This is a genomic window from Paraburkholderia jirisanensis, from assembly GCF_054782355.1.
Genome location: NZ_BAAGSQ010000027.1, coordinates 414,971 through 434,613 on the forward strand (window position 1 = coordinate 414,971; position 19,643 = coordinate 434,613).

17 protein-coding genes are annotated in these 19,643 nt (G+C 64.3%); 4 read left to right on the forward strand and 13 right to left on the reverse strand.

The window, feature by feature from the left end; all coding sequences use genetic code 11:
- Positions 1–59: 59 nt before the first annotated feature.
- The 6 genes from ACYVNQ_RS24625 to ACYVNQ_RS24650 form a co-directional block, all read right to left on the reverse strand.
- Positions 60–329 (reverse strand): HPr family phosphocarrier protein, encoded by a 270-nt coding sequence (locus ACYVNQ_RS24625; protein ID WP_460905518.1) that lies wholly within the window; start codon positions 327–329, stop codon positions 60–62.
- 86 nt (positions 330–415) lie between these two features.
- Positions 416–904 (reverse strand): PTS sugar transporter subunit IIA, encoded by a 489-nt coding sequence (locus tag ACYVNQ_RS24630; protein ID WP_460905521.1) that lies wholly within the window; start codon positions 902–904, stop codon positions 416–418.
- A 232-nt stretch (positions 905–1,136) separates the two neighbouring features.
- The gene (gene gshB, locus ACYVNQ_RS24635) at positions 1,137–2,099 is read right to left on the reverse strand and encodes a glutathione synthase (protein ID WP_460905524.1); all 963 of its coding nucleotides are present in this window, start codon (positions 2,097–2,099) and stop codon (positions 1,137–1,139) included.
- Between the two features lie 160 nt (positions 2,100–2,259).
- Positions 2,260–3,549 (reverse strand): glutamate--cysteine ligase, encoded by a 1,290-nt coding sequence (gshA, locus tag ACYVNQ_RS24640; RefSeq protein ID WP_460905526.1) that lies wholly within the window; start codon positions 3,547–3,549, stop codon positions 2,260–2,262.
- A gap of 226 nt (positions 3,550–3,775) precedes the next feature.
- Complete coding sequence (locus ACYVNQ_RS24645) at positions 3,776–5,287, reverse strand: ammonium transporter (RefSeq protein ID WP_460905529.1); 1,512 nt, start codon at positions 5,285–5,287, stop codon at positions 3,776–3,778.
- Positions 5,288–5,314: 27 nt separating this feature from the next.
- Complete coding sequence (locus ACYVNQ_RS24650) at positions 5,315–5,653, reverse strand: P-II family nitrogen regulator (RefSeq protein ID WP_006048089.1); 339 nt, start codon at positions 5,651–5,653, stop codon at positions 5,315–5,317.
- 449 nt (positions 5,654–6,102) lie between these two features.
- Between ACYVNQ_RS24650 and ACYVNQ_RS24655 the strand changes: the two genes are divergently transcribed.
- On the forward strand, positions 6,103–6,357 hold the full coding sequence (locus tag ACYVNQ_RS24655; RefSeq protein WP_460905533.1) for an accessory factor UbiK family protein: 255 nt from the start codon (positions 6,103–6,105) through the stop codon (positions 6,355–6,357).
- A 101-nt stretch (positions 6,358–6,458) separates the two neighbouring features.
- Entirely contained in the window at positions 6,459–8,045 is a 1,587-nt protein-coding gene (locus tag ACYVNQ_RS24660) for a YifB family Mg chelatase-like AAA ATPase (protein ID WP_460905537.1), read from the forward strand.
- A gap of 325 nt (positions 8,046–8,370) precedes the next feature.
- Here ACYVNQ_RS24660 and ACYVNQ_RS24665 read toward each other — a convergent pair whose 3' ends face one another.
- Positions 8,371–8,820: a hypothetical protein gene (locus ACYVNQ_RS24665; RefSeq protein ID WP_460905540.1), complete on the reverse strand. Its 450-nt coding sequence runs from the start codon at positions 8,818–8,820 to the stop codon at positions 8,371–8,373.
- Between the two features lie 390 nt (positions 8,821–9,210).
- Between ACYVNQ_RS24665 and ACYVNQ_RS24670 the strand changes: the two genes are divergently transcribed.
- Complete coding sequence (locus ACYVNQ_RS24670) at positions 9,211–9,735, forward strand: TlpA disulfide reductase family protein (protein ID WP_460905544.1); 525 nt, start codon at positions 9,211–9,213, stop codon at positions 9,733–9,735.
- 324 nt (positions 9,736–10,059) lie between these two features.
- On the forward strand, positions 10,060–11,649 hold the full coding sequence (locus ACYVNQ_RS24675; protein ID WP_460905547.1) for a M35 family metallo-endopeptidase: 1,590 nt from the start codon (positions 10,060–10,062) through the stop codon (positions 11,647–11,649).
- 70 nt (positions 11,650–11,719) lie between these two features.
- On the opposite strand, the gene ACYVNQ_RS24680 is transcribed toward ACYVNQ_RS24675, so the two are convergent.
- The 6 genes from ACYVNQ_RS24680 to ACYVNQ_RS24705 form a co-directional block, all read right to left on the reverse strand.
- Positions 11,720–13,066 carry a sigma-54-dependent transcriptional regulator gene (locus tag ACYVNQ_RS24680; RefSeq protein WP_460905550.1) on the reverse strand — a complete coding sequence of 449 codons (1,347 nt, stop codon included), beginning with the start codon at positions 13,064–13,066 and terminating at the stop codon, positions 11,720–11,722.
- An 18-nt stretch (positions 13,067–13,084) separates the two neighbouring features.
- Positions 13,085–15,148 carry a sensor histidine kinase gene (locus ACYVNQ_RS24685; protein WP_460906087.1) on the reverse strand — a complete coding sequence of 688 codons (2,064 nt, stop codon included), beginning with the start codon at positions 15,146–15,148 and terminating at the stop codon, positions 13,085–13,087.
- Between the two features lie 36 nt (positions 15,149–15,184).
- Positions 15,185–16,465, reverse strand: a complete 1,281-nt coding sequence (locus ACYVNQ_RS24690; protein WP_460905553.1) for a dicarboxylate/amino acid:cation symporter — start codon at positions 16,463–16,465, stop codon at positions 15,185–15,187.
- 352 nt (positions 16,466–16,817) lie between these two features.
- A complete protein-coding gene (locus ACYVNQ_RS24695; RefSeq protein WP_460905556.1) occupies positions 16,818–17,885 on the reverse strand; it encodes an ABC transporter ATP-binding protein in 1,068 nt (355 codons plus the stop codon).
- A gap of 15 nt (positions 17,886–17,900) precedes the next feature.
- Positions 17,901–18,692 carry an ABC transporter permease gene (locus ACYVNQ_RS24700; RefSeq protein ID WP_460905559.1) on the reverse strand — a complete coding sequence of 264 codons (792 nt, stop codon included), beginning with the start codon at positions 18,690–18,692 and terminating at the stop codon, positions 17,901–17,903.
- Positions 18,689–19,627 (reverse strand): ABC transporter permease, encoded by a 939-nt coding sequence (locus ACYVNQ_RS24705; protein WP_460905562.1) that lies wholly within the window; start codon positions 19,625–19,627, stop codon positions 18,689–18,691. Before ACYVNQ_RS24705 ends, ACYVNQ_RS24700 begins: the two co-directional genes overlap by 4 nt.
- Positions 19,628–19,643 lie beyond the last annotated feature (16 nt).

The following is a 19,643-nucleotide window of genomic DNA, read 5'->3' on the forward strand; positions in this document are numbered from 1 at the left end:
AAAAACGCCGCGTGGTCAGCGCGGCGTTTTATCGCACGAAAGAGACCGTCGCGCTACGCTTATTGTCCCTCGCCGAATTTATCCGCAATCAGTTTCAGCAGTGCGTCCATCGCTTCTTTTTCGTCGGTGCCTTCGGTTTCGATCAGCACCGTGCTGCCGATGCCCGCGGCCAGCATCATCACGCCCATGATGCTCTTCGCGTTGATGCGGCGGCCATTGCGGCTCATCCAGATCTCCGCCTGGAAGTTGGCGGCCAGTTGCGTCAGCTTGGCCGACGCGCGCGCGTGCAGACCGAGCTTGTTCACGATTGTCGTTTCCTGTTGCAGCATGGAATGGTCCGAAGAGCTGTTATTGAAGTTGGTCGGAACGGTATCGCATCGATGCGCCGTTCGCTCAGTTGCCGCTCAGTCGCCGCTCAGTTGCCGCTCACCTTGCTGGGTAGGTCGCACAGGCTCTCGGGCAGTATCGCGGGGATGCAGTCCGCGTCGCTCGCGAGCGGTACGGCCGGTGGCGGACAGCCCGGGCCGACCGGGTGAATGCCTTTGGTGGCGCCGGCCAGCGCCTTGTCGACCAGCGTATCGAGCGGCGTCGCACGGTAGCATACGGCGCGCACCAGCATCGGCAGATTGACGCCGGTCAGCACGCGCACATCCGGCAAGCTGGCGAGGCGGCACGCGATATTCGACGGCGTCGCGCCGAACATGTCGGTCAGCACGAGCGCGCCGTTCTCTTCTTTCAGACGTTCGATTTCGCTATGCGCGAGCGCGACGATCTCGGTCGGATCGCAGTCCGGCGTCACGTCGATCACGCCGATGCGAGCCGGTAGGCCGCCATAAATGTGGGCGACACACTCGCGTAGCGCGGTGGCGAACGGAGCATGCGCAATGATCAGAATGCCTGCCATGTCAGTGTTGCTGCAGAAAACGGCCCGTGAGTGCGGCCCGGCCCGGATGGCCGCATGCCGGAGTCTCTGCAAAAGGGCCGGAACGGTCGCCGGAAAGCGCCGGGCGAAGCGCGAGCGCGCATTGTAACAGCGTCATTTTCGCCCTTTCCCGCGATTCGCGCTGGCACGCGGCGCACAGTCCGTCAGCGGCGGCTCGCGTCACACGCCGCAAGCGCGCCGAAAGCCCGTTGCATCAAGCCTTGCCGACTGCCTGCTCCAGCGCGTCGACGAACATCGCCGCCACATCGAAACCGGTCTGATCCATGATCTCGCGGAAGCACGTCGGGCTCGTCACATTCACTTCGGTGAGCCAGGCTCCGATCGCATCGAGACCGACCAGCAACAGCCCGCGCGCGGCCAGCACCGGCGCCAGCGTGTCGGCGATCTCGCGGTCGCGCGCCGTCAGCGGCTGTGCGACGCCGAGGCCGCCCGCCGCGAGGTTGCCGCGCACTTCGTTGCCCTGCGGAATGCGCGCGAGCGAGTACGGCACCGCTGCGCCGCCGATCAGCAGGATGCGCTTGTCGCCTTCCTTGATCTCGGGGATGAACTTTTGCGCCATCACCGTACGCGCGCCATCGTGGCTCAGCATCTCGACGATCGAGCCGAGGTTCATGCCGTCCGCCTTCACGCGGAATACGCCCATGCCGCCCATGCCGTCGAGCGGCTTCAGGATCACGTCGCCATGTTCGGCGTGGAAGGCGCGCAGGCGCGCTGCATCGCGAGTGACCAGCGTCGGTGCGACGAACTGGCCGAATTCGCCGATCGCGAGCTTCTCCGAATGATCGCGGATCGCCTGCGGCTTGTTGAAGATGCGCGCGCCGGCCCGCTCGGCGATTTCCAGCAGCCATGTCGACGTCACGTACTCCATGTCGAACGGCGGGTCTTTGCGCATCAGCACCGCGCCGAAACTGGTCAGATCGCGCGGCGCGGCGGCATCGGCGGCGAACCACGGTTCGCGATGGCTGTCGGCCTCGTCGCCGACGATCGTGAAGCGCTGCGCATTTGCCTCGACCGCGCCGCCAGTCCATGCAAGGTGCTGCGGTTCGCAGGTGTACAACGTGTGACCGCGGCGCGCGGCCTCGGCCATCATCGCGTAGGTCGTGTCCTTGTAGATCTTGAAGCGGGAAAGCGGGTCGGCGATAAAAAGAATGTCCATGGATTACCTGGTGCGCAGAAACGGGCTCGCATTGTTACGTTACACGGCGTGGCGCGGGCGTCGAAACACCGCAACGCCCAGACGCTGGACTGGCGGACCGTTGGCCACCGGCGTGCCGGCCGCCGGATCGCCGGCCGCCGGCGTGCCGGCCACCGGAAGCTCACACCTGAATCGCTTCCGGATCGGTACGTTCGAGTTCCAGCGACGCGGCGAGCAGGCCCAGCCGCGCCACGACACCATACATGTAAAAGCGGTTCGGCGGCGCCGCACCCGGCTTCGCGTGCGCATCGGGCAGCGCGGTGTGCTCGAAGCCGAGCGGCACGAAGTGCATGCCGGGCGCGTTCAGGTTCTGGTTGCGCTCGCGGCTGCCGTGCGCGCGATAGAAGCCGCCCACCACGTAGCGGTCGATCATGTACACCACCGGTTCGGCCACTTCGTCGCCGACCCGTTCGAACGTATACACGCCTTCCTGCACGATCATGTCGTGCACGTCGAGGCCTTCCTTGGTGGTCGCCATCTTGGTGCGTTCGCGCTTGGTCAGCGCCGCAACTTCGGATGCGTCGTGCACCGTCATCACGCCCATGCCGTAGGTGCCGGCATCCGATTTGATCACCACATACGGTTTTTCGGAGATGCCGTACTCGCGATATTTCTTCGCGATTTTCTTCAGCACGCTGTCGATCGATTCAGCCAGCGCCTCCTCACCGGTGCGCGCCTCGAAATCGACGCCTTCGACACGCGCGAAGTACGGATTGATCATCCACGGATCGATCTCGACCATCTTCGAGAATTTCTTCGCGACGTCGTCGTAGCTCGAGAAATGCGTGGACTTGCGGCGTACCGCCCAACCAGCGTGCAGCGGCGGCAGCAGATATTGCTCGTGCAGATTTTCCAGCACCGGCGGAATCCCGCCCGACAGATCGTTGTTCAGCAGGATCGAGCACGGATCGAAATTCTTCAACCCGAGGCGGCGCTGCGAACGCTCGAGCGGCTCGAGCACGATTTTCTGGCCGTCCGACAGCGCGATCGTGACCGGCCCGTTGATCGATTCGTCGAGCGTGCCGAAACGCACGTTCAGCCCCGCCTGACGCATGATCATCGCGAGCCGCGCGACGTTCTCGAGGTAAAACGCGTTGCGCGTATGGCGCTCGGGAATCACCAGCAGGTTCTTTGCGTCCGGGCAGATCTTCTCGATCGATGCCATCGCGGCCTGCACGGCCAGCGGCAGCACTTCGACCGGCAGCGCGTTGAATGCGCCCGGAAACAGGTTCGTGTCGACCGGCGCGAGCTTGAAGCCCGCGTTACGCAGATCGACCGAACAATAGAAAGGCGGCGTGTGCTCCTGCCATTCCAGCCGGAACCAGCGCTCGATGGCGGGCGTCGCGTCGAGGATCTTCCGCTCAAGGTCGAGTAGCGGACCGTTTAACGCCGTAACAAGATGCGGAACCATTGATCACTCGCAGACTGGAGAAGAAAGATTGTAGAGCAAATGCTTCGCTCATTTGGGGACGCTTTCTCCAATCCCAAGCGACGCGTACGGCCATTCTTCGGATGTTTGTTTAGCCGGTGGAATCTACTGTTTTCAGGATAGACCAACAAAGAAAAAGGCCCACCATAAGGCGGGCCAAATCGCTGCACTTAACCAACTGGTACTTTCAAAAACCTTTCGTTTTCGCTTACTCGACGTGCTCGCCGTGCAGGATCACGTCCAGACCTTCGCGCTCTTCTTCTTCCGTGACGCGCAGGCCCATCACCATGTCGATGATCTTCAGCAGGATGAAGCTGACCACGCCGCTGTAGATAACCGTCGTCAACACGCCCTTGACCTGCAGCATCACGCTTGCGTCGAGGCCGCTGATGTCCTTGACCGCGAACACGCCCGTCAGGATTGCGCCGACGATACCGCCCACGCAGTGCACGCCGAACGCGTCGAGCGAATCGTCGTAACCGAGCTTGTGCTTGAGCCACGTAGCCGACCAGAAGCAGACCACGCCCGCCACCAGACCGATCACCAACGCACCTGCCACGCCGACGAAGCCCGAAGCCGGCGTAATCGCCACCAGACCCGCAACCGCGCCCGACACGATACCCAGCACCGAAGGCTTACCCTTGGCGATCCACTCGGCGAACATCCAGCCAAGCGCTGCCATTGCCGTAGCGATCTGCGTGGTCATCATCGCAAAACCGGCACGGCCGTCAGCCGCCACTGCCGAACCTGCGTTGAAGCCGAACCAGCCCACCCACAGCATCGCGCCACCGATCAGCGTCAGCACGAGGTTGTGCGGCGCCATCACGTCCTTGCCGTAGCCGACGCGCTTGCCCAGCACCAGCGCGCAAACCAGCGCGGCGATACCGGCGTTGATGTGCACCACCGTGCCGCCCGCGAAGTCGAGGATGCCCGCTGCAGCCAGCCAGCCGGTCGGTTCCCACACCATGTGCGCGATCGGCGAGTAGACGATGATCGACCACAGCGACATGAACACCAGCATCGACGAGAACTTCATGCGGTCAGCAAACGCACCGGTGATCAGCGCCGGCGTGATGATCGCGAAGGTCATCTGGTACACGAAGTAGACCGATTCCGGAATCGTGGTCGCAAGGTGGCTGACGGTCAGCGTCGTGGCCTTGTCGCCCTTGATGTAGTTCATGCCCGACATGAACACCCGCGAGAAGCCGCCGATGAACGAGTTACCCGGCGTGAACGCGAGGCTGTAGCCGATCACGGTCCAGATCACCGTTACTACACAGGTGATCGCGAAGCTCTGCATCAGGATCGCCAGCACGTTCTTCTTGCGGACCATGCCGCCGTAGAACAGCGCGAGACCCGGGATCGTCATGAACAGCACGAGCGCGGTGGAAGTCAGCATCCAGGCGGTGTCGCCCGAGTTGATCTTCGACGAATCGACCGAGAACGGTGCGGTCGGAGCGGCCGGTGCCGCTGCGGCGGCAGCGGAAGCGTCGGCCGGTGCGCTGGCAGCGGTTGCGGCGGAGGCGTCCGCGGCGGGCGCCGAAGCGGCCGGTGCAGCGGCGGCCGGCGCAGCGGATGCGTCCGGAGCCGGCGCGCTTGCCGTCGTATCAGCAGGCGCCGATGCAGCAGCAGGGGCCGACGCGTCATCCGCGACGGCGACGCCGACACCGGCTGCAAGCAGCGAGCCGGCCATCAGCAGGGACATCAACAATTTGCGCATTTCTAATTTCCTCTTGTCACTGTTCTTTTACAGAGCGTCCGCGCCGGTCTCCCCGGTGCGGATCCGAATAACCTGTTCGATCGGCGTCACGAAAATCTTGCCGTCGCCGATCTTGCCGGTGCGCGCCGCGCGTTCGAGCGCTTCGATCGCCTGATCGACGATGTCGTCAGATACCGCTGCCTCGATCTTCACCTTCGGCAGAAAGTCGACCACGTATTCCGCCCCCCGATAGAGCTCCGTATGTCCCTTCTGCCGTCCGAACCCCTTGACTTCGGTCACCGTGATCCCGGAGACGCCGATCGCCGACAGGGCTTCGCGCGCCTCATCGAGCTTGAACGGCTTGATGATTGCGGTAATGAGTTTCATGAAATCCTCGCTGTAGTGACTCAACCCGTTGCGTGCTGCTGCTTATGATTGCCTTGCGATTGCCATTGCGCCTGCCCGCGCCACTTCGAGGAAGCCGCGGCCCGACGCATCCGAGACGGCGTCCCGCCAGGTGCGCGGGGCAATAACAGCAACTCTCATGCCAATTTTTCGACGCGATGTGTGCCGGTTCGGCTGCGGCCGCTCCCGATCGGGATCTCAGCGGTTTGCTAGTCCGAATGGCCAGCGTTGGCGGCGCACGGTGGCGCGCTGCGGGGATCGTTGTTAGAGTGTTCGAACGCATGCAGTACGGATGCACGCCTCCAACGTGCACCAAAGGCGCTCATGCGGCGACCGCCACCGGTCCGGCTTGCACCATCAACGAACATCGGCGGCCGCGAAGCACAGTGGTAACGACGACTGCACATTTTTTGTGCACCAAGGGGAACGTAATGAAACAACCAAACGACATCTTCAACGATATACAGGCGCGCATGAGCGACCTGCTCAAGAACTCGCCGGCCAAGGATGTCGAACGCAATGTCAGAGCAATGCTGTCGCAGGGCTTCTCCAGGCTGGATCTGGTCACCCGCGAAGAATTCGATACGCAGACGCAGGTTCTGGTGCGCACCCGCGCCCGCCTCGAGGAACTGGAACGTCGCGTAGCCGAACTCGAACAGAAGCTGCCGGTCACGCAAACCTCCTGACCAAGGCTTGAGCCACTACTTATAGCTGTACATCGACGGCAAGCGAGCCGTACGTCATCAGCGCTTCAAGGGGAACGCAACGCGTTCCGACGGGGGAAAACATGTCGCTTGCCGTGGTGCGCAGTCGCGCGCCGGCCGCTGGCCGTGCGCCGGAAGTAACCGTCGAGGTTCACCTCGCCAACGGTCTTCCATCTTTCTCGATTGTCGGCCTGCCCGATCTCGAAGTCCGCGAAAGCCGCGAGCGCGTGCGGGCGGCCCTGCAGAACTGCGGGCTGGACTTCCCGGTCCGCCGTATCACCGTCAATCTCGCTCCCGCCGACCTGCCGAAAGAATCCGGACGCTTCGATCTGCCGATCGCGCTCGGCATTCTCGCGGCGAGCGGCCAGATTCCAGCCGAATCGCTCGCCCATCGCGAATTCGCCGGCGAACTGTCGCTGACCGGTGCGCTGCGCCCGATGCGCGGCGCGTTCGCGATGGCCTGCGGCACGGCGCGCAGCGTCGCGATCGCTGAGGCTGAGCGGCAAGGCGCCGACGAGCCGGCGGCGGCCAGGCTGCCGCCGCACCGCAACCCAGAACTCTATCTGCCGGCCGCGAGCGCTTGCGAAGCCGCACTCGTACCGGGTGTCGACGTCTACGGCGCGCCCGATCTGCCGACCTTGTGCGCGCATCTATGCGGCGACGCCGATGCACGGCTGGCGCCGGTCGCGGCCCCGCGGCTGGACGCGGCCGCCGGTACCCCTGCGCCCGACATGGCCGACGTCATCGGCCAGCGTGCCGCGCGCCGCGCACTCGAAGTCGCGGCGGCCGGCGGCCATCACGTTTTGATGGTGGGGCCGCCCGGCGCCGGCAAATCGATGCTCGCGGCACGCCTGCCCGGCCTGCTGCCGCCGATGACCGACGACGAAGCACTGACTTCCGCCGCGCTGCTGTCCGCGAGCATGACGGGGTTTTCTCCCGCGCAATGGCGGCAGCGGCCGTTTCGCGCACCCCATCATTCATCGAGTGCGGCGGCGCTGGTCGGCGGGCGCAACCCGCCGCGGCCAGGCGAAATCACACTGGCGCACCTTGGCGTACTGTTTCTCGACGAATTGCCGGAATTCGATCGGCACGTGCTCGAAACCCTGCGCGAACCGCTCGAGGCTGGCCGCATCACGATCTCGCGCGCGGCCTGGCAGGCGGATTTTCCGGCGGCCTGCCAGCTGATCGCGGCCATGAATCCCTGCCCGTGCGGCTGGCGCGGCGACCCGAACGGCCGTTGCCGCTGCACGCCGGAAATCGCGGCGCGCTATCTGCGCAAGCTGTCGGGGCCGCTACTCGACCGGATCGACATCCAGATCGAGATTCCAGCGTTGTCGCCCGCCGAGTTGTCGGGCCGCGCCAGCGAGACAGGCGAAGCGAGCGAGACCGTCGCGGCGCGCGTGCAGCAGGCGCGCGAGCGCCAGTACGCGCGTCAGGGCAAGACGAACCGCGAACTGAGCGGCCGGGAGGTCGATCAGGTCAGCCGGCCAGACAGCGCCGGCGAGCACCTGCTGCGCGAAGCTGGCGAGCGCTTCAACTGGTCCGCGCGCGCGTACTACCGGGTGCTGAAAGTGGCCCGCACGATCGCCGATCTGGCCGGATCAGACCTTCCAAGCGCGTCCCAGATTGCGGAAGCGGTGCAGTACCGGCGCGGCTTCGCGCTCACCTGACACGCGCGAAAACGTCTGTCAAGACTTGACTTATACACACAACTGGCCCTCTGATAGATTTTGATACATGTGAAAGGTTGTTGTGAGGGCGGCCTCAAAGGCCTTTGATTTTATTCAGGTTTATCGTTTGCCAACAATCGGGGCAAAGTAACCGCAGGCCCGCCGCACAAGCTTGTGCGGGCGGCCACAGGAGGTTTTCAACATAGTTATCCACAGGAGCTGTGGGTAACCGGAAAATCGTTTTGAAATCCGGCCACTAGCGCTCTAATCTGCGAACCCACATTCACTATCTGCTGCGTGTCGACCGGAACTCTCGTTCGTACCCTTAATATAGCTTGAACGAACCAAAAAACTGGTCGAGCTGTTCCGGCGGCGGCTCTTTTGGACCAATCACCGCGGCCTGGTACACGTGGCGACCCTTCGCCACCAGCCGCGCATGCATCACACGAAATTCGTGCTGCGGGCCGGCCTTGCCGCTAAACGTCACGACCAGCCCGGGCACCTGGCCGCCGACGGCGAGCGGCACCGGCGCCGCCTGGGCGGTCGGTGCCACGCCGAGATTGCGCGCCAGCCCCGCGCGCAGGAAATCGAGCGTGGCCTGCTGGATTTGCGGATTGTCGTCGGGCAGCGTGATCGTGCCGACCGCGAACACTGAATCGCCCGCCTCGGCAATCTGCATCGCCATTTTCATCGGCTTGCCGTCGATGTCGATCTGCCGTTCGTCGACGCTCGGCTTGGCCGGCAGATCGACGGTGTAGCCGCTGTCGTTGTTCATGATCGTGCGCCAGTCGTAAGTCGGCGAGCAGGCAGCGCACAACGCTGCGCAACATAGCGCGCACAAGGTTCGGCGCAGCATCCGCTGCAGCGTCGACAGGCGCGGCTCGCCGATATGCTGCCGGCGCGTCTGGATGCCAGCTGTGCGGCCGAAAAATCGCCGGGCAGAACGGCGCGATGAACCAGGCAGGGAAACGAAGCGAGGCATGAGGCGAGGCATGGGACGGGACATGAAGCGGCGTCAGGTATTTCGAAGGTAAGTGCACTATTATCCGTCCTCGCGGGCTGCGGCGCCGTGTAGCCCGGTGTGTAGCCGATTGACGCTACAATGTCGCACGCGGCCCTGCACCGCTCCCTTGCGCATCTACCGCGCTTCCCGAGGTCCCGATTCATGAGCCAAGACACCGTTTCCCGGCGCGCGAGCCCGGTCCGTTACATCGCGATGGCGGTGGTAGCCGTCGCGATTGCCGTGGCCGGGTATTTCGCATTCAACGGTACGCAACGCGTGCCCGACGCCACGTTCACGCTGCTGTCCGGCCAGAAAGTGTCGACCGCCGACCTGAAAGGCAAGGTCTATCTGATCAACTTCTGGGCGACCAACTGCGATACCTGCATGCACGAAATGCCGGCAATGGTCGACACGTATAACCGCTACAAGGGCAAAGGCCTCGAGTTCGTCGCGGTGGCGATGAGCTACGACGCGCCGATGTACGTGACCAACTATGCGCAAACGCGCGGCTTGCCGTTCAAGGTCGCGATGGACGACGGCTCGGCCGCCAAGCAGTTCGGCAACGTGCAGCTCACGCCCACTACCTTTGTGGTCGATCGCGAGGGCAAGATCCTGAAGCGCTATGTCGGCGAGCCGAGCTTCCAGGAGCTCGACGCGCTGCTCAGCAAGGCGCTCGGTTCAGCCTGATCGACCTGCGAGTCCGCTTTCCAATGAAGCCCGCGTGAATTACACGCGGGCTTTTTTATTGCACTGACGGGCATCATGCCCCAGCGTATCTGCGACTCAACGACGCACGCTCCATGCGCGACTGCCGCGCATCGGCGCCTCGCCCCGTGATTTCGATGTGCCATTCCCACATCGCCAGCGCCCGGCGCGGCGATGCTTAAATCGGTTGGCGCGTGCACACACAGCCCCTCGACGCGTCGAGTCGCAACCACAGACGACGCGACGCGACGCAACTCGCAGGTCGGGCAGCGCGCATCTGCCAACCGAAAAAAGACGGGAATTCCGATGAGAATCAGTGGATATCGCAGCGCTGATGCACAACCAGACATGTCGTTCACGGCCGGCACCGACGCCAATGCGGCTCGCGGCTTTGGCGCCCAGCAGGGATGGGTGCCGGTCTACTGCGGGAATGACATGTCGCAAGCCAACGACCACGATGCCGTGCTCGACTCGCCCGCGCGACGCGTCGAGCACGGCCAGGGTTTCGGCGATGCGCGCACGCCAGGGCAAGCAGACGATGGCCCCGGCATCGCCCCTATCGCGCAAGCGCCCAACCGCGACGACACCGGCGCCGCGCCGCCTTCAACAAGCAGCCCTCAGGCGCAGCATGTCCGCGACTCGTGGGATCCGGACAGCGGCACGCATACACGCGATGCGTGGGATGAACAGTCCGGCAAACATACACACGACACGTGGGACTCGAATGGCGAACACGTGCGCGACACACTGGACGAAACCACCGGCGTGCACACGCACGACAAGTGGACCGCGGACGGCGCGCACGCGCGCGACAGTTGGGATGAAGGCGGCAATCATGTTCGCGAGGTCTGGACTCCAGACGGCGATTACCGGCGCGATGCGTGGAACGAATTCGAAAGGCGCCTGCGCGACGTTCACCGGCAGATGCCGCAACGGCCGCCGATCGGCGCTGCACCGTACGACGCACCGTCCTCTCCGGAGGCACCGCCGCCCACCTTGCCGGGCAACCGAGCCCCCAGAGCCATGAACGGCCGGCCCCGCCAATGGATCAACGATGACGGCGGCGCTTATCCCGCAGGCCCCGGCGGTGGCCACACCGGGGCTGGTCGCATGGCCGGCCGTCGCACAGGCGGTGGCGGCACAGGCGGCGGCACAGGCGGCGGCACAGGCGGCGGCACAGGTGGCGGCACAAGCGGTGGCACAAGCGGTGGCGGTGCCGCGCAGCGGCCCGTGGGCGACATGCCACCGACCGGCGGTGACCGCAACGCAACCCCGCTCAGTCAGCCGGGCAACGCGACCGACACGGGTCCCGCGACATCCCCCGACGACGAGTTCGCCAATCTCGCCGACGACGACGCCTCATTCGGCAAGATCGCGGGCCAACCGGGTTTCATGGGCTTCACAAATGACCAAAGGCGCCTGTTGCGCGACGCTTTTCAACACACAAAGCGCATGGTCGACGCAGCGCTCTCGCAGCTCCTCAAAACCGGCGGCCTCGATCGCAACTTCGAAAAGTGGTTCGGTTTGCCGAACAAGGCAAACCTTCACGAGGTCGAGCGCGTATTGACGAACATGCAGCGCACGCTGGCGCAAGGCGACGTGACCTTCGCTGCGTTGCCCCGAACGCGCGACAACTGGGAAATGGCACACGTGTTTCCGGCGGCGGCCGGACACCGCGTCTATATCCGGCCGCATCTGTTCGAGTACCCGTTCGGCCCGAAAACGCTCGAGACGACGATTGCCCACGAACTCAGCCATTTCAACAATATTGGCGGCACACGGGATCTGATGTACGGCCCGGACAAGGTACATGAGCTCGCCCAGCTAAACGGCTGGGCCGCATCTCACAACGCCGAGAACTACGGGATGTTCATCCGCGCGCAGACCGTGACCTGAGCCCCCGCGATGCGCCAGGACGCAACGCCCAGATCGCGCGCAGCACCGCAACCGACGGCCGAAGCAGCCGCTAGCGCTCCCCATCCCCGCGCGCGGCAAGCCCATAACGCTTGATCTTCTCGTACAGCGTGGCCTTGCCCACCTGCAGCGTATCGGCTGCCACCGCCACCGCGCCGCCGGTCTGCTCCAGCGCTTCGGCGATCACCGCGCGCTCGAACTGCTCGACGCGTTCCTTCAGCGATTGCGTCGAAGCGGCTTCGGCCGAGGTCGCCACCGTATCGTCGACGATGCCGAGCACGAAGCGGTCGGCGGCATTGCGCAATTCGCGCACGTTACCGGGCCACTCCCGCTGCATCAGGCCAGTACGCTGGCGGTCGGTGAGCATCGGCGCGGGCCGCTGATAGCGCACCGCCGCGTCCAGCAGAAAGTGCTCGAACAGCGGCACGATGTCTTCGCGGCGCTCGGCGAGCGGCGGCAGCGCGATGGTCACGACATTGAGCCGGTACAGCAGATCGCGCCGGAAGGTGCCCGCCGCGACGTGCTCGGACATATCGCCTTTGGCCGCCGCAACGATGCGGCAATCCACCTGGATCGGCTGATTCGAACCGAGCCGCTCGAGCACGCCATCCTGCAGCACACGCAGCAGCTTGACCTGCAGCGCGAGCGGCATGCTTTCGATCTCGTCGAGAAACAGCGTGCCGCCGGTCGCATGCTCGAGCCTGCCGACGCGCCGTTTGGCCGCGCCGGTGAACGCCCCCGGCTCGTAGCCGAACATCTCGGATTCGAACATCTGCTCGGGCAGCGCGCCGCAATTCACCGCAATGAACGGTTTGTCGCGGCGCGCCGACAGTTCATGCAGACTGCGCGCGATCAGCTCCTTGCCGGCGCCGGTATCGCCGTTGATCAGCACGGCCGCGTCGGTCGGCGCGACGTTCGCGATCAGGCGCCGCACCTGCTCGATCGCCGGGCTGCGACCGATGATGCGCGGCGCAACCGAGCTTTGCCCGGCCAGCTCGCGGCGCAACGCGAGGTTTTCCAGCAGCAGCGTACGGCGCTCCAGCGCGCGCCGCACGGTCTCGACGAGCCGCTCCGACGGAAACGGTTTTTCGATGAAGTCGTAGGCGCCGTCGCGCATCGCCTGCACGGCCATCGAGATATCGCCGTGCCCGGTGACGAGAATCACCGGCAGGTCGGGCGCGCGTTCGTGACACTGTGCGAGCAGATCCAGGCCGCTCGCACCCGGCAGCCGGATATCGCTGACGATCACGCCGGAAAAATCAGCGCTGATCAGTTTCGCGGCCGCTTCGACCGACGCATGCCCGATCACCTCGAAGCCCGCGAGCTGCAAGCTCTGCACACTGGCGCGCCGCACCAGTTCGTCGTCTTCGATGTACAGCACCAAGCCTTGGTTCACCATGATGGTTGCCACATAAATTCAGGTACTGGCCGCGAGCGGATCGCTGACCGGCGTGCGCGCGCGGTGCAGCGTCAACACGAAAGCCGCGCCGCCGTCGGCCTCGTTGCGCGCAACCAGCGAGCCACCGCAATCGCGCGCGATCGACGACGAAATCGCGAGCCCAAGGCCGAGCCCTTGCCCCATCTCTTTCGTCGTAAAGAACGGTTCGAACAGGCGCGGCAGCACGTCCGGCGCAATGCCGGGGCCGTTGTCGCGCACCGTGATCGCGAGCGTGGTTTCGCTCGCGTCCATATCGATGGCAATGCGCGGCGCGGGCGTGGCCGCCACTGCGTCGAGCGCATTGCCGAGCAGATTGATCAGCACCTGTTCGAGGCGCAGATCGTCGCAATTTGCCACCACCTCCGGATGCTCCGCGTTGACGTCGAACGGCTCGCGCGATGTGTGCGTGGCGCGCGTCGCATCGAGTATCGTCACGTCCACTGTCACGCCCTGCAGGCGCTTTTGCAGCAGCGCCAGCACGTTGCGCAGCGCCCGCGCGACCGGCGCCCGCGCACTGCGCGGCCGCGCGCGGCCGACAAACAGCTTCAGCTGATTGGTGATCTTGCCCATCCGCTCGGTCAGCGACGCAATCGCTTCGAGATTTTCGTGGGCCGCCGCCTGGTCGCCGCGTTCGAGCAGCACGCGGGTGTTGTCCGAGAAACTGCGCAGCGCGGCCAGCGGCTGATTCAGCTCGTGCGTGATGCCGGCCGCCATCTGGCCGAGCGCGGCAAGCTTGCTCGCCTGGATCAGTTCGTCGTGCGCGGCGCGCAGCTCCTGCTCGGCGCGCGCGCGTTCGCGCACTTCGTTTTTCAGTTGCTCGTTGGCCTGCGACAGATCGGCGGTGCGCTCGGCGACGCGCTGGTTCAGTTCCGCATACGCCTTTTGCAGTAGCGTGCGGCTGCGCATTACCTCGCGCACCCGCGCGCGGCGCATGCGCCAGTAGAACGCCAGCAGGCATAGCGACACGTAGCCGAAGCCCGTGACGATAGTCGCGTAACGCGCATTCGAATCGACCGGATCGATCGGCGACATCGTGATCAGATGCCAATCCGGTTCGCCAAGCACGCGGGTCGACGCGAGATAGCGCGACGCGGGGCGCGTGCCGCCGATCCGCACGATCTGCGCGTCGCCTTGCAGCGTGCGTTCGATCGTCATCGGCAGTGGCGTGATCTGCTGCTGCGCGTACTGGCGCGTCTGCCGGATCGACTCCATCACCGCGGGCGACAGCGGCTGCACCGTGTGATATTTCCACGCCTGTACTGACGACAGAAAGATCACGCCGTGATCGTCAGTGACCAGCAACGGCTCCGATGCGTCCGCGCCCTGGAACCATTCGAGATTGAGCTTGACGACCGCCACGCCGACGATCTTCCCATCGCGCAATACTGGTTGCGAGATGAAATAACCCGGATCATGCGACGTCGTGCCGATGCCGAAGAAGCGCCCGACATGACCTTGCACGCCGTCATTGAAGTACGGGCGAAACAGATATTCGACGCCGACGAAGCTGTCCGGATCGCGCCAGTTGCTGGCTGCGACGCAGATGCCGTCGGCTTTGATGATGTAGGTGACGTTCGCGCGAGCCTGGCGGTTCAGGTCTTCGAGGTAGTGATTCGCGCGCGCGACATTCGTTGCGTCGGGCTTCACGACCACGTCCTGCACGACCGGATGCTCGGCAAGCAGATAAGGCAGCGATTCGTAACGCTCGAGCGTGCTTTTCAGCGCGCTGGTGGTGCGGTCCGCGCGCGCGGCCGCGTTGAGCCGCAGCGCTTCGATGCCGCGCTGCCAGGCGATCGACCAGGTCAACCCGCACGCCGCCGCGAGCCCGGCGACGAGCGCGAATAGAACGAGCAGGCGGCGCGTCACGATGGCGAAATCAGGTCGATGGGGATCGCCTATTGTGGCATATCGCGCTGCATGGTCCGCGCTGTCCCCATCGTTATTACTGTGCGTGCGCGACGCGTGCTGCGGTTGTGATTGCGCTTGTGATTGCGCCGCTTGCTGCGATTGCGTCGCTTGCTGCGGCTCTCGCGTGGGCGGCAACGGCGCCGCAGCATCCGGCGCCGTCGTCTTCATGGTTCAGACATCCGCCGTTTCGCTGACCGACACGTCGCGGCGCATCTCGCTACGCAGCTTCGAGCGGTCGAGCTCGTGTTCCCACGCCGACACGACCACCGTCGCGACACCGTTGCCGACGATGTTGGTCAGCGCGCGGCACTCGCTCATGAAGCGGTCGATCCCCAGAATCAGCACCATGCCCGACAGCGGAATGGTCGGCACCACCGCCAGCGTCGCCGCAAGCGTGATGAAGCCGGCGCCGGTCACGCCGCTCGCGCCCTTCGACGTCAGCATCGTCACCGCGAGCAGCGTCAGCTGTTGCGTGAGCGTCAGGTCGGTGTTGGTGGCCTGAGCGATGAACAGCACCGCCATCGTCATGTAGATGTTGGTGCCGTCGAGGTTGAACGAGTAACCGGTCGGCACCACGAGGCCCACCACCGAGCGCGAGCAGCCGAGCTTCTCAAGCTTCAGCATCAGCTGCGGCAGCGCCGCTTCCGACGAGCTCGTGCCGAGCACGATCAGCATCTCTTCCTTGATGTACGCAACGAAGCGCAGGATGTTGAAGCCCACCATGCGCGCGATCGTACCGAGCACCACGACCACGAACACGATCGAGGTCAGATAGAACGTGCCGATCAGCTTGAGCAGCGGCAGCAGCGAGCCGATGCCGTACTTGCCGATGGTGAAGGCCATCGCGCCGAACGCGCCGATCGGCGCGAGCTTCGTGATGATGCGCACGACGCCGAACAGCACGCCCGAGATGCCTTCGATAAAGTCGGTGACGACCTTGCCGCGTTCGCCGATGGTCGCGAGCACGCTGCCGAACAGCAGCGCGACGAGCAGGATCTGCAGGATTTCGCCTTGCGCGAATGCCGACGAGATCGTGTCCGGGATGATGTGCATCACGAAGTCGACGGTCGTTTGGCCATGCGCCTTGGCGGCGTACGATGCAACCGCCTTGGCATCGAGCGTGGACGGATCGATGTTGAAGCCGACACCCGGCTTCAGCACGTGCGTGGCGATCAGGCCAAGCACCAGCGCAAAAGTGGACACGACTTCGAAGTACAGCAGCGCCTTGCCGCCGACGCGGCCGACCTTCTTCATGTCCTGCATGCCGGCGATGCCGGTCACCACGGTACAGAAGATGATCGGCCCGATCACCATCTTGATCAGCTTGATGAAGCCGTCGCCGAGAGGCTTCATGTCGACCGCGGTGAGCGGCGAAAAGTGTCCGAGCAGAATGCCGACGATGATCGCGAAGATCACCTGGACGTAGAGAATTTTGTAGAAGGGTTTCTTCACGATGTTTCCTGTGATGGAGTAAGCCATCGGCTCGCCATGCGGCCAGTGCACCAATCGATCGGCGCCTGGCGCGGCCGGCGGGCCGCCACTAGACGACGATTTCAGAAGTACCGGTACAGGAATTCAGGCATCGTAGTCTCCTTTGCTTTAGTTGTGCGCACGGCCGTAGCGTGCTGGGCACCCACTTTGCAAGGTCGATGCCAGCGTGCGCTTCGTCACGGCTTGTTGATTTATAACGCGATTTTTCAGGAGCGCAAGTGGGGTGTTCCGAGTTTCCGGAAATCCGGAAAGCGGCTGTCGGAGAATCCGGAATTCATGTGTAGGGGCTAACCCCAGGCGCAGCGCTGATCTGTCAGACGCCCTCTTCGAGCACCAGCAGATTTTCATGCGAAAAGCCGAGCGCCACCGGCTGGCCACGCTGCGGAAGGATGCGGTTTGGATCGTTGAATACGTCGAGCGAGATCACGGCTTCCTGTGCGCGCGCACGGATGCGCACCACCGCGCCGAGAAAGCTCACCTCTTCGACTGTCGCCTGCAGGCTATTGCGGCCGGCAGCCGGCGCTTCGAGCACGATTGCCTCGGGACGCAGCGCAAGCAGGCGCTTCTTGCCTGCATCGCCGGGGGCCAGCGTCTGGGTGGTGGTGAGCGGTTGCCCATCGACCACCAGCTTGCCGCTGGCCGGATCGATGACCTTGCCGGACAGAATGTTCAGCGTCCCGACGAACGATGCAACAAAGCGTGTGCGCGGATAGTTGTAGATGTCGAGTGGCGTGCCGATCTGCTCGATGCGTCCTTCGTTCATCACCGCGATGCGGTCGGAGATAGACAACGCCTCTTCCTGGTCATGCGTGACGAAGATCGACGTGATGCCCAGTTCGCGCTGCAGCGCGCGAATGTCTTGGCGCAGCGAGATGCGGATTTTCGCATCGAGCGCAGAAAGCGGCTCGTCGAGCAGCAGCACCTGCGGCTTGCTTGCCAGCGCACGGGCCAGCGCGACGCGCTGCTGCTGGCCGCCGGATAGTTGCCACGGGTAGCGCTCGCCGAGCGCCGACAGCTTGATCAGCTCGAGCATCTCGGCCACGCGCTTGCGGATTTCCTGCTGCGGCCGCCGCGCGACGCGCAGCCCGAAACCAATGTTGTCGGCCACCGTCATGTTCGGAAACAGCGCGTACGACTGGAACACCATGCCGACGTTGCGCTGGCGCGTGCGCAGGTGCGTGACGTCGCGTCCGTCGATGCGGATGGTGCCGCGTGTGGGCGTTTCGAAGCCGGCGATCATCCGCAGTACGGTCGTCTTGCCGCATCCCGACGGACCGAGGAAGGTGATGAACTCGCCGCGCTCGATCTGCATATCGAAGCGGTGCAGCGCGGTGTTCGAGCCGAAGGTCTTGTGCAGGTCGTCGATTTCGAGGAAAGCCATTCTTGGATGCCTCAGTCAGGGTCTTTGCGGCGTCAGTGCGCGCGCCGAGCCGAACAGTTGTATCAGCCCCATCGATGCCCACGTCACCGCGAACGCGATGATCGCCAGCGCTGACGGTTCATAGGCGCGATTCGCGCCGACCAGTTGTAGATACGGGCCGAACGCAGGTCGATCGAGCAGGCTCGCGATCGTGAACTCGCCGATCACGACCGCGAAAGTCAGAAACGCGCCGGACAGGATGCCCGAGCGGATGTTCGGCAAGATCACCTTGTAGAGAATCGTCGGCCAGTTCGCGCCGAGGCATTCGGCTGCTTCGGTCAGCGAGCGGATGTCGACGGCGCGCAGGCTCGCATCGACCGCGCGATACATATACGGCAGCGATAGCGTTACGTAGCTGAATACGAGCAGCAGATCGGTCGCGCGCTCGTTGCCGGTAAGCGGCAGCAGCGAGCTACTGTTGTAGATGCGCAGATAGCCGAACACGATGACGATCGCCGGAATCACGAGCGGCAACAGCGTGATGAATTCGACGATACCGCGCAGCCTCGGCATGCGCAGCTGCACCCACCAGGCCGTGGGCACGACGAGCAGCACACCGACCACGATGGTCAACAGCGCCATCAGCAGCGAATAACCGAACGACGCCTGGAAGTTCGGATCGGACAGCACCACGCGATACGCATCGAAGCTGTACGTGCCGCGTCGCATCCTCAGGCTGAATTCGAATGTCGCGGCAAGCGGAATCAGAAAATACAGCGTGCCGACGACTAACGCCGTCCATGCGCCAACCCGCGACTGGCGGTTCATCGACGCCCCCTTTCGGCGCGCGAACGCAGCCAGATGTAGCCGCCGTTCGCAAGCCCCGTCACGACGATCATGCCGAGCGCGAGCGCATAGCCGAGATTCTGGTTGTGCATCACGTCGCCGCGAATCTGCGCGTACAGCAGGATCGTCACGATGTTCAGCGAACTGCCAGTCAATGCGTAGGCCGTGGCGACCGCGCCGAACGCGTTGGCGAACAGCAGCAGCGTTGCGCCGATGATGCTCGGCCACAGCACCGGCAGCGCGATATGACGCCAGTAGTGAAACGCGGTGCCGCCGAGGCAATCGCACGCTTCGCGCCATTCGCGTTTCAGGCCGTCGAGCGCCGGCGCGACGATCAGGATCATCAACGGAATCTGGAAGTACAGGTAGGTGATCGTCAGCCCCCAGAAACTCAGCACGCTGAAGCCGGTCGCGTACAGATTCACGTCGGCATACTTTTTCAGCAGCACGGTGACGAGCCCGACGCGCCCCAGCGTGCAGATGAACGCGAACGCCAGCGGCACGCCGGCGAAATTCGACGCGACGCCGGAGAAGGTCAGCAAGGTCGGGCGAATCCAGCCCGGCAAACGGCCCTGCACCGCAGCCCACGCGAGCAACGAACCGAACAGCGCGCCGCCGAACGCGGACGCGGCGCTGACCTTGAAGCTGATCCAGTAGGCGTCGAGCACGCCGGGCTGGAGCAGGTCGCGAAAATTGGCGAGCGTGAAGTGGCCTTGCGCATCCTCGAAGGCGCCGATCATCAGGAAGGCGGTCGGCAAGATCAGGAACAGCAGCGCAAACGCGAAAAACGGCAGCACGCCGAGCCATGTCAATGCGGACGATGTCGCGCGCCGGCTGGCCCGCGGCGCGGCAGGACCGGGCGGCGCCCGCCAGCCGGGACCGCGGTCCTGCGGCGCAGTTTCCGATGATGCAGTCATCCGTCAATCACCCCGC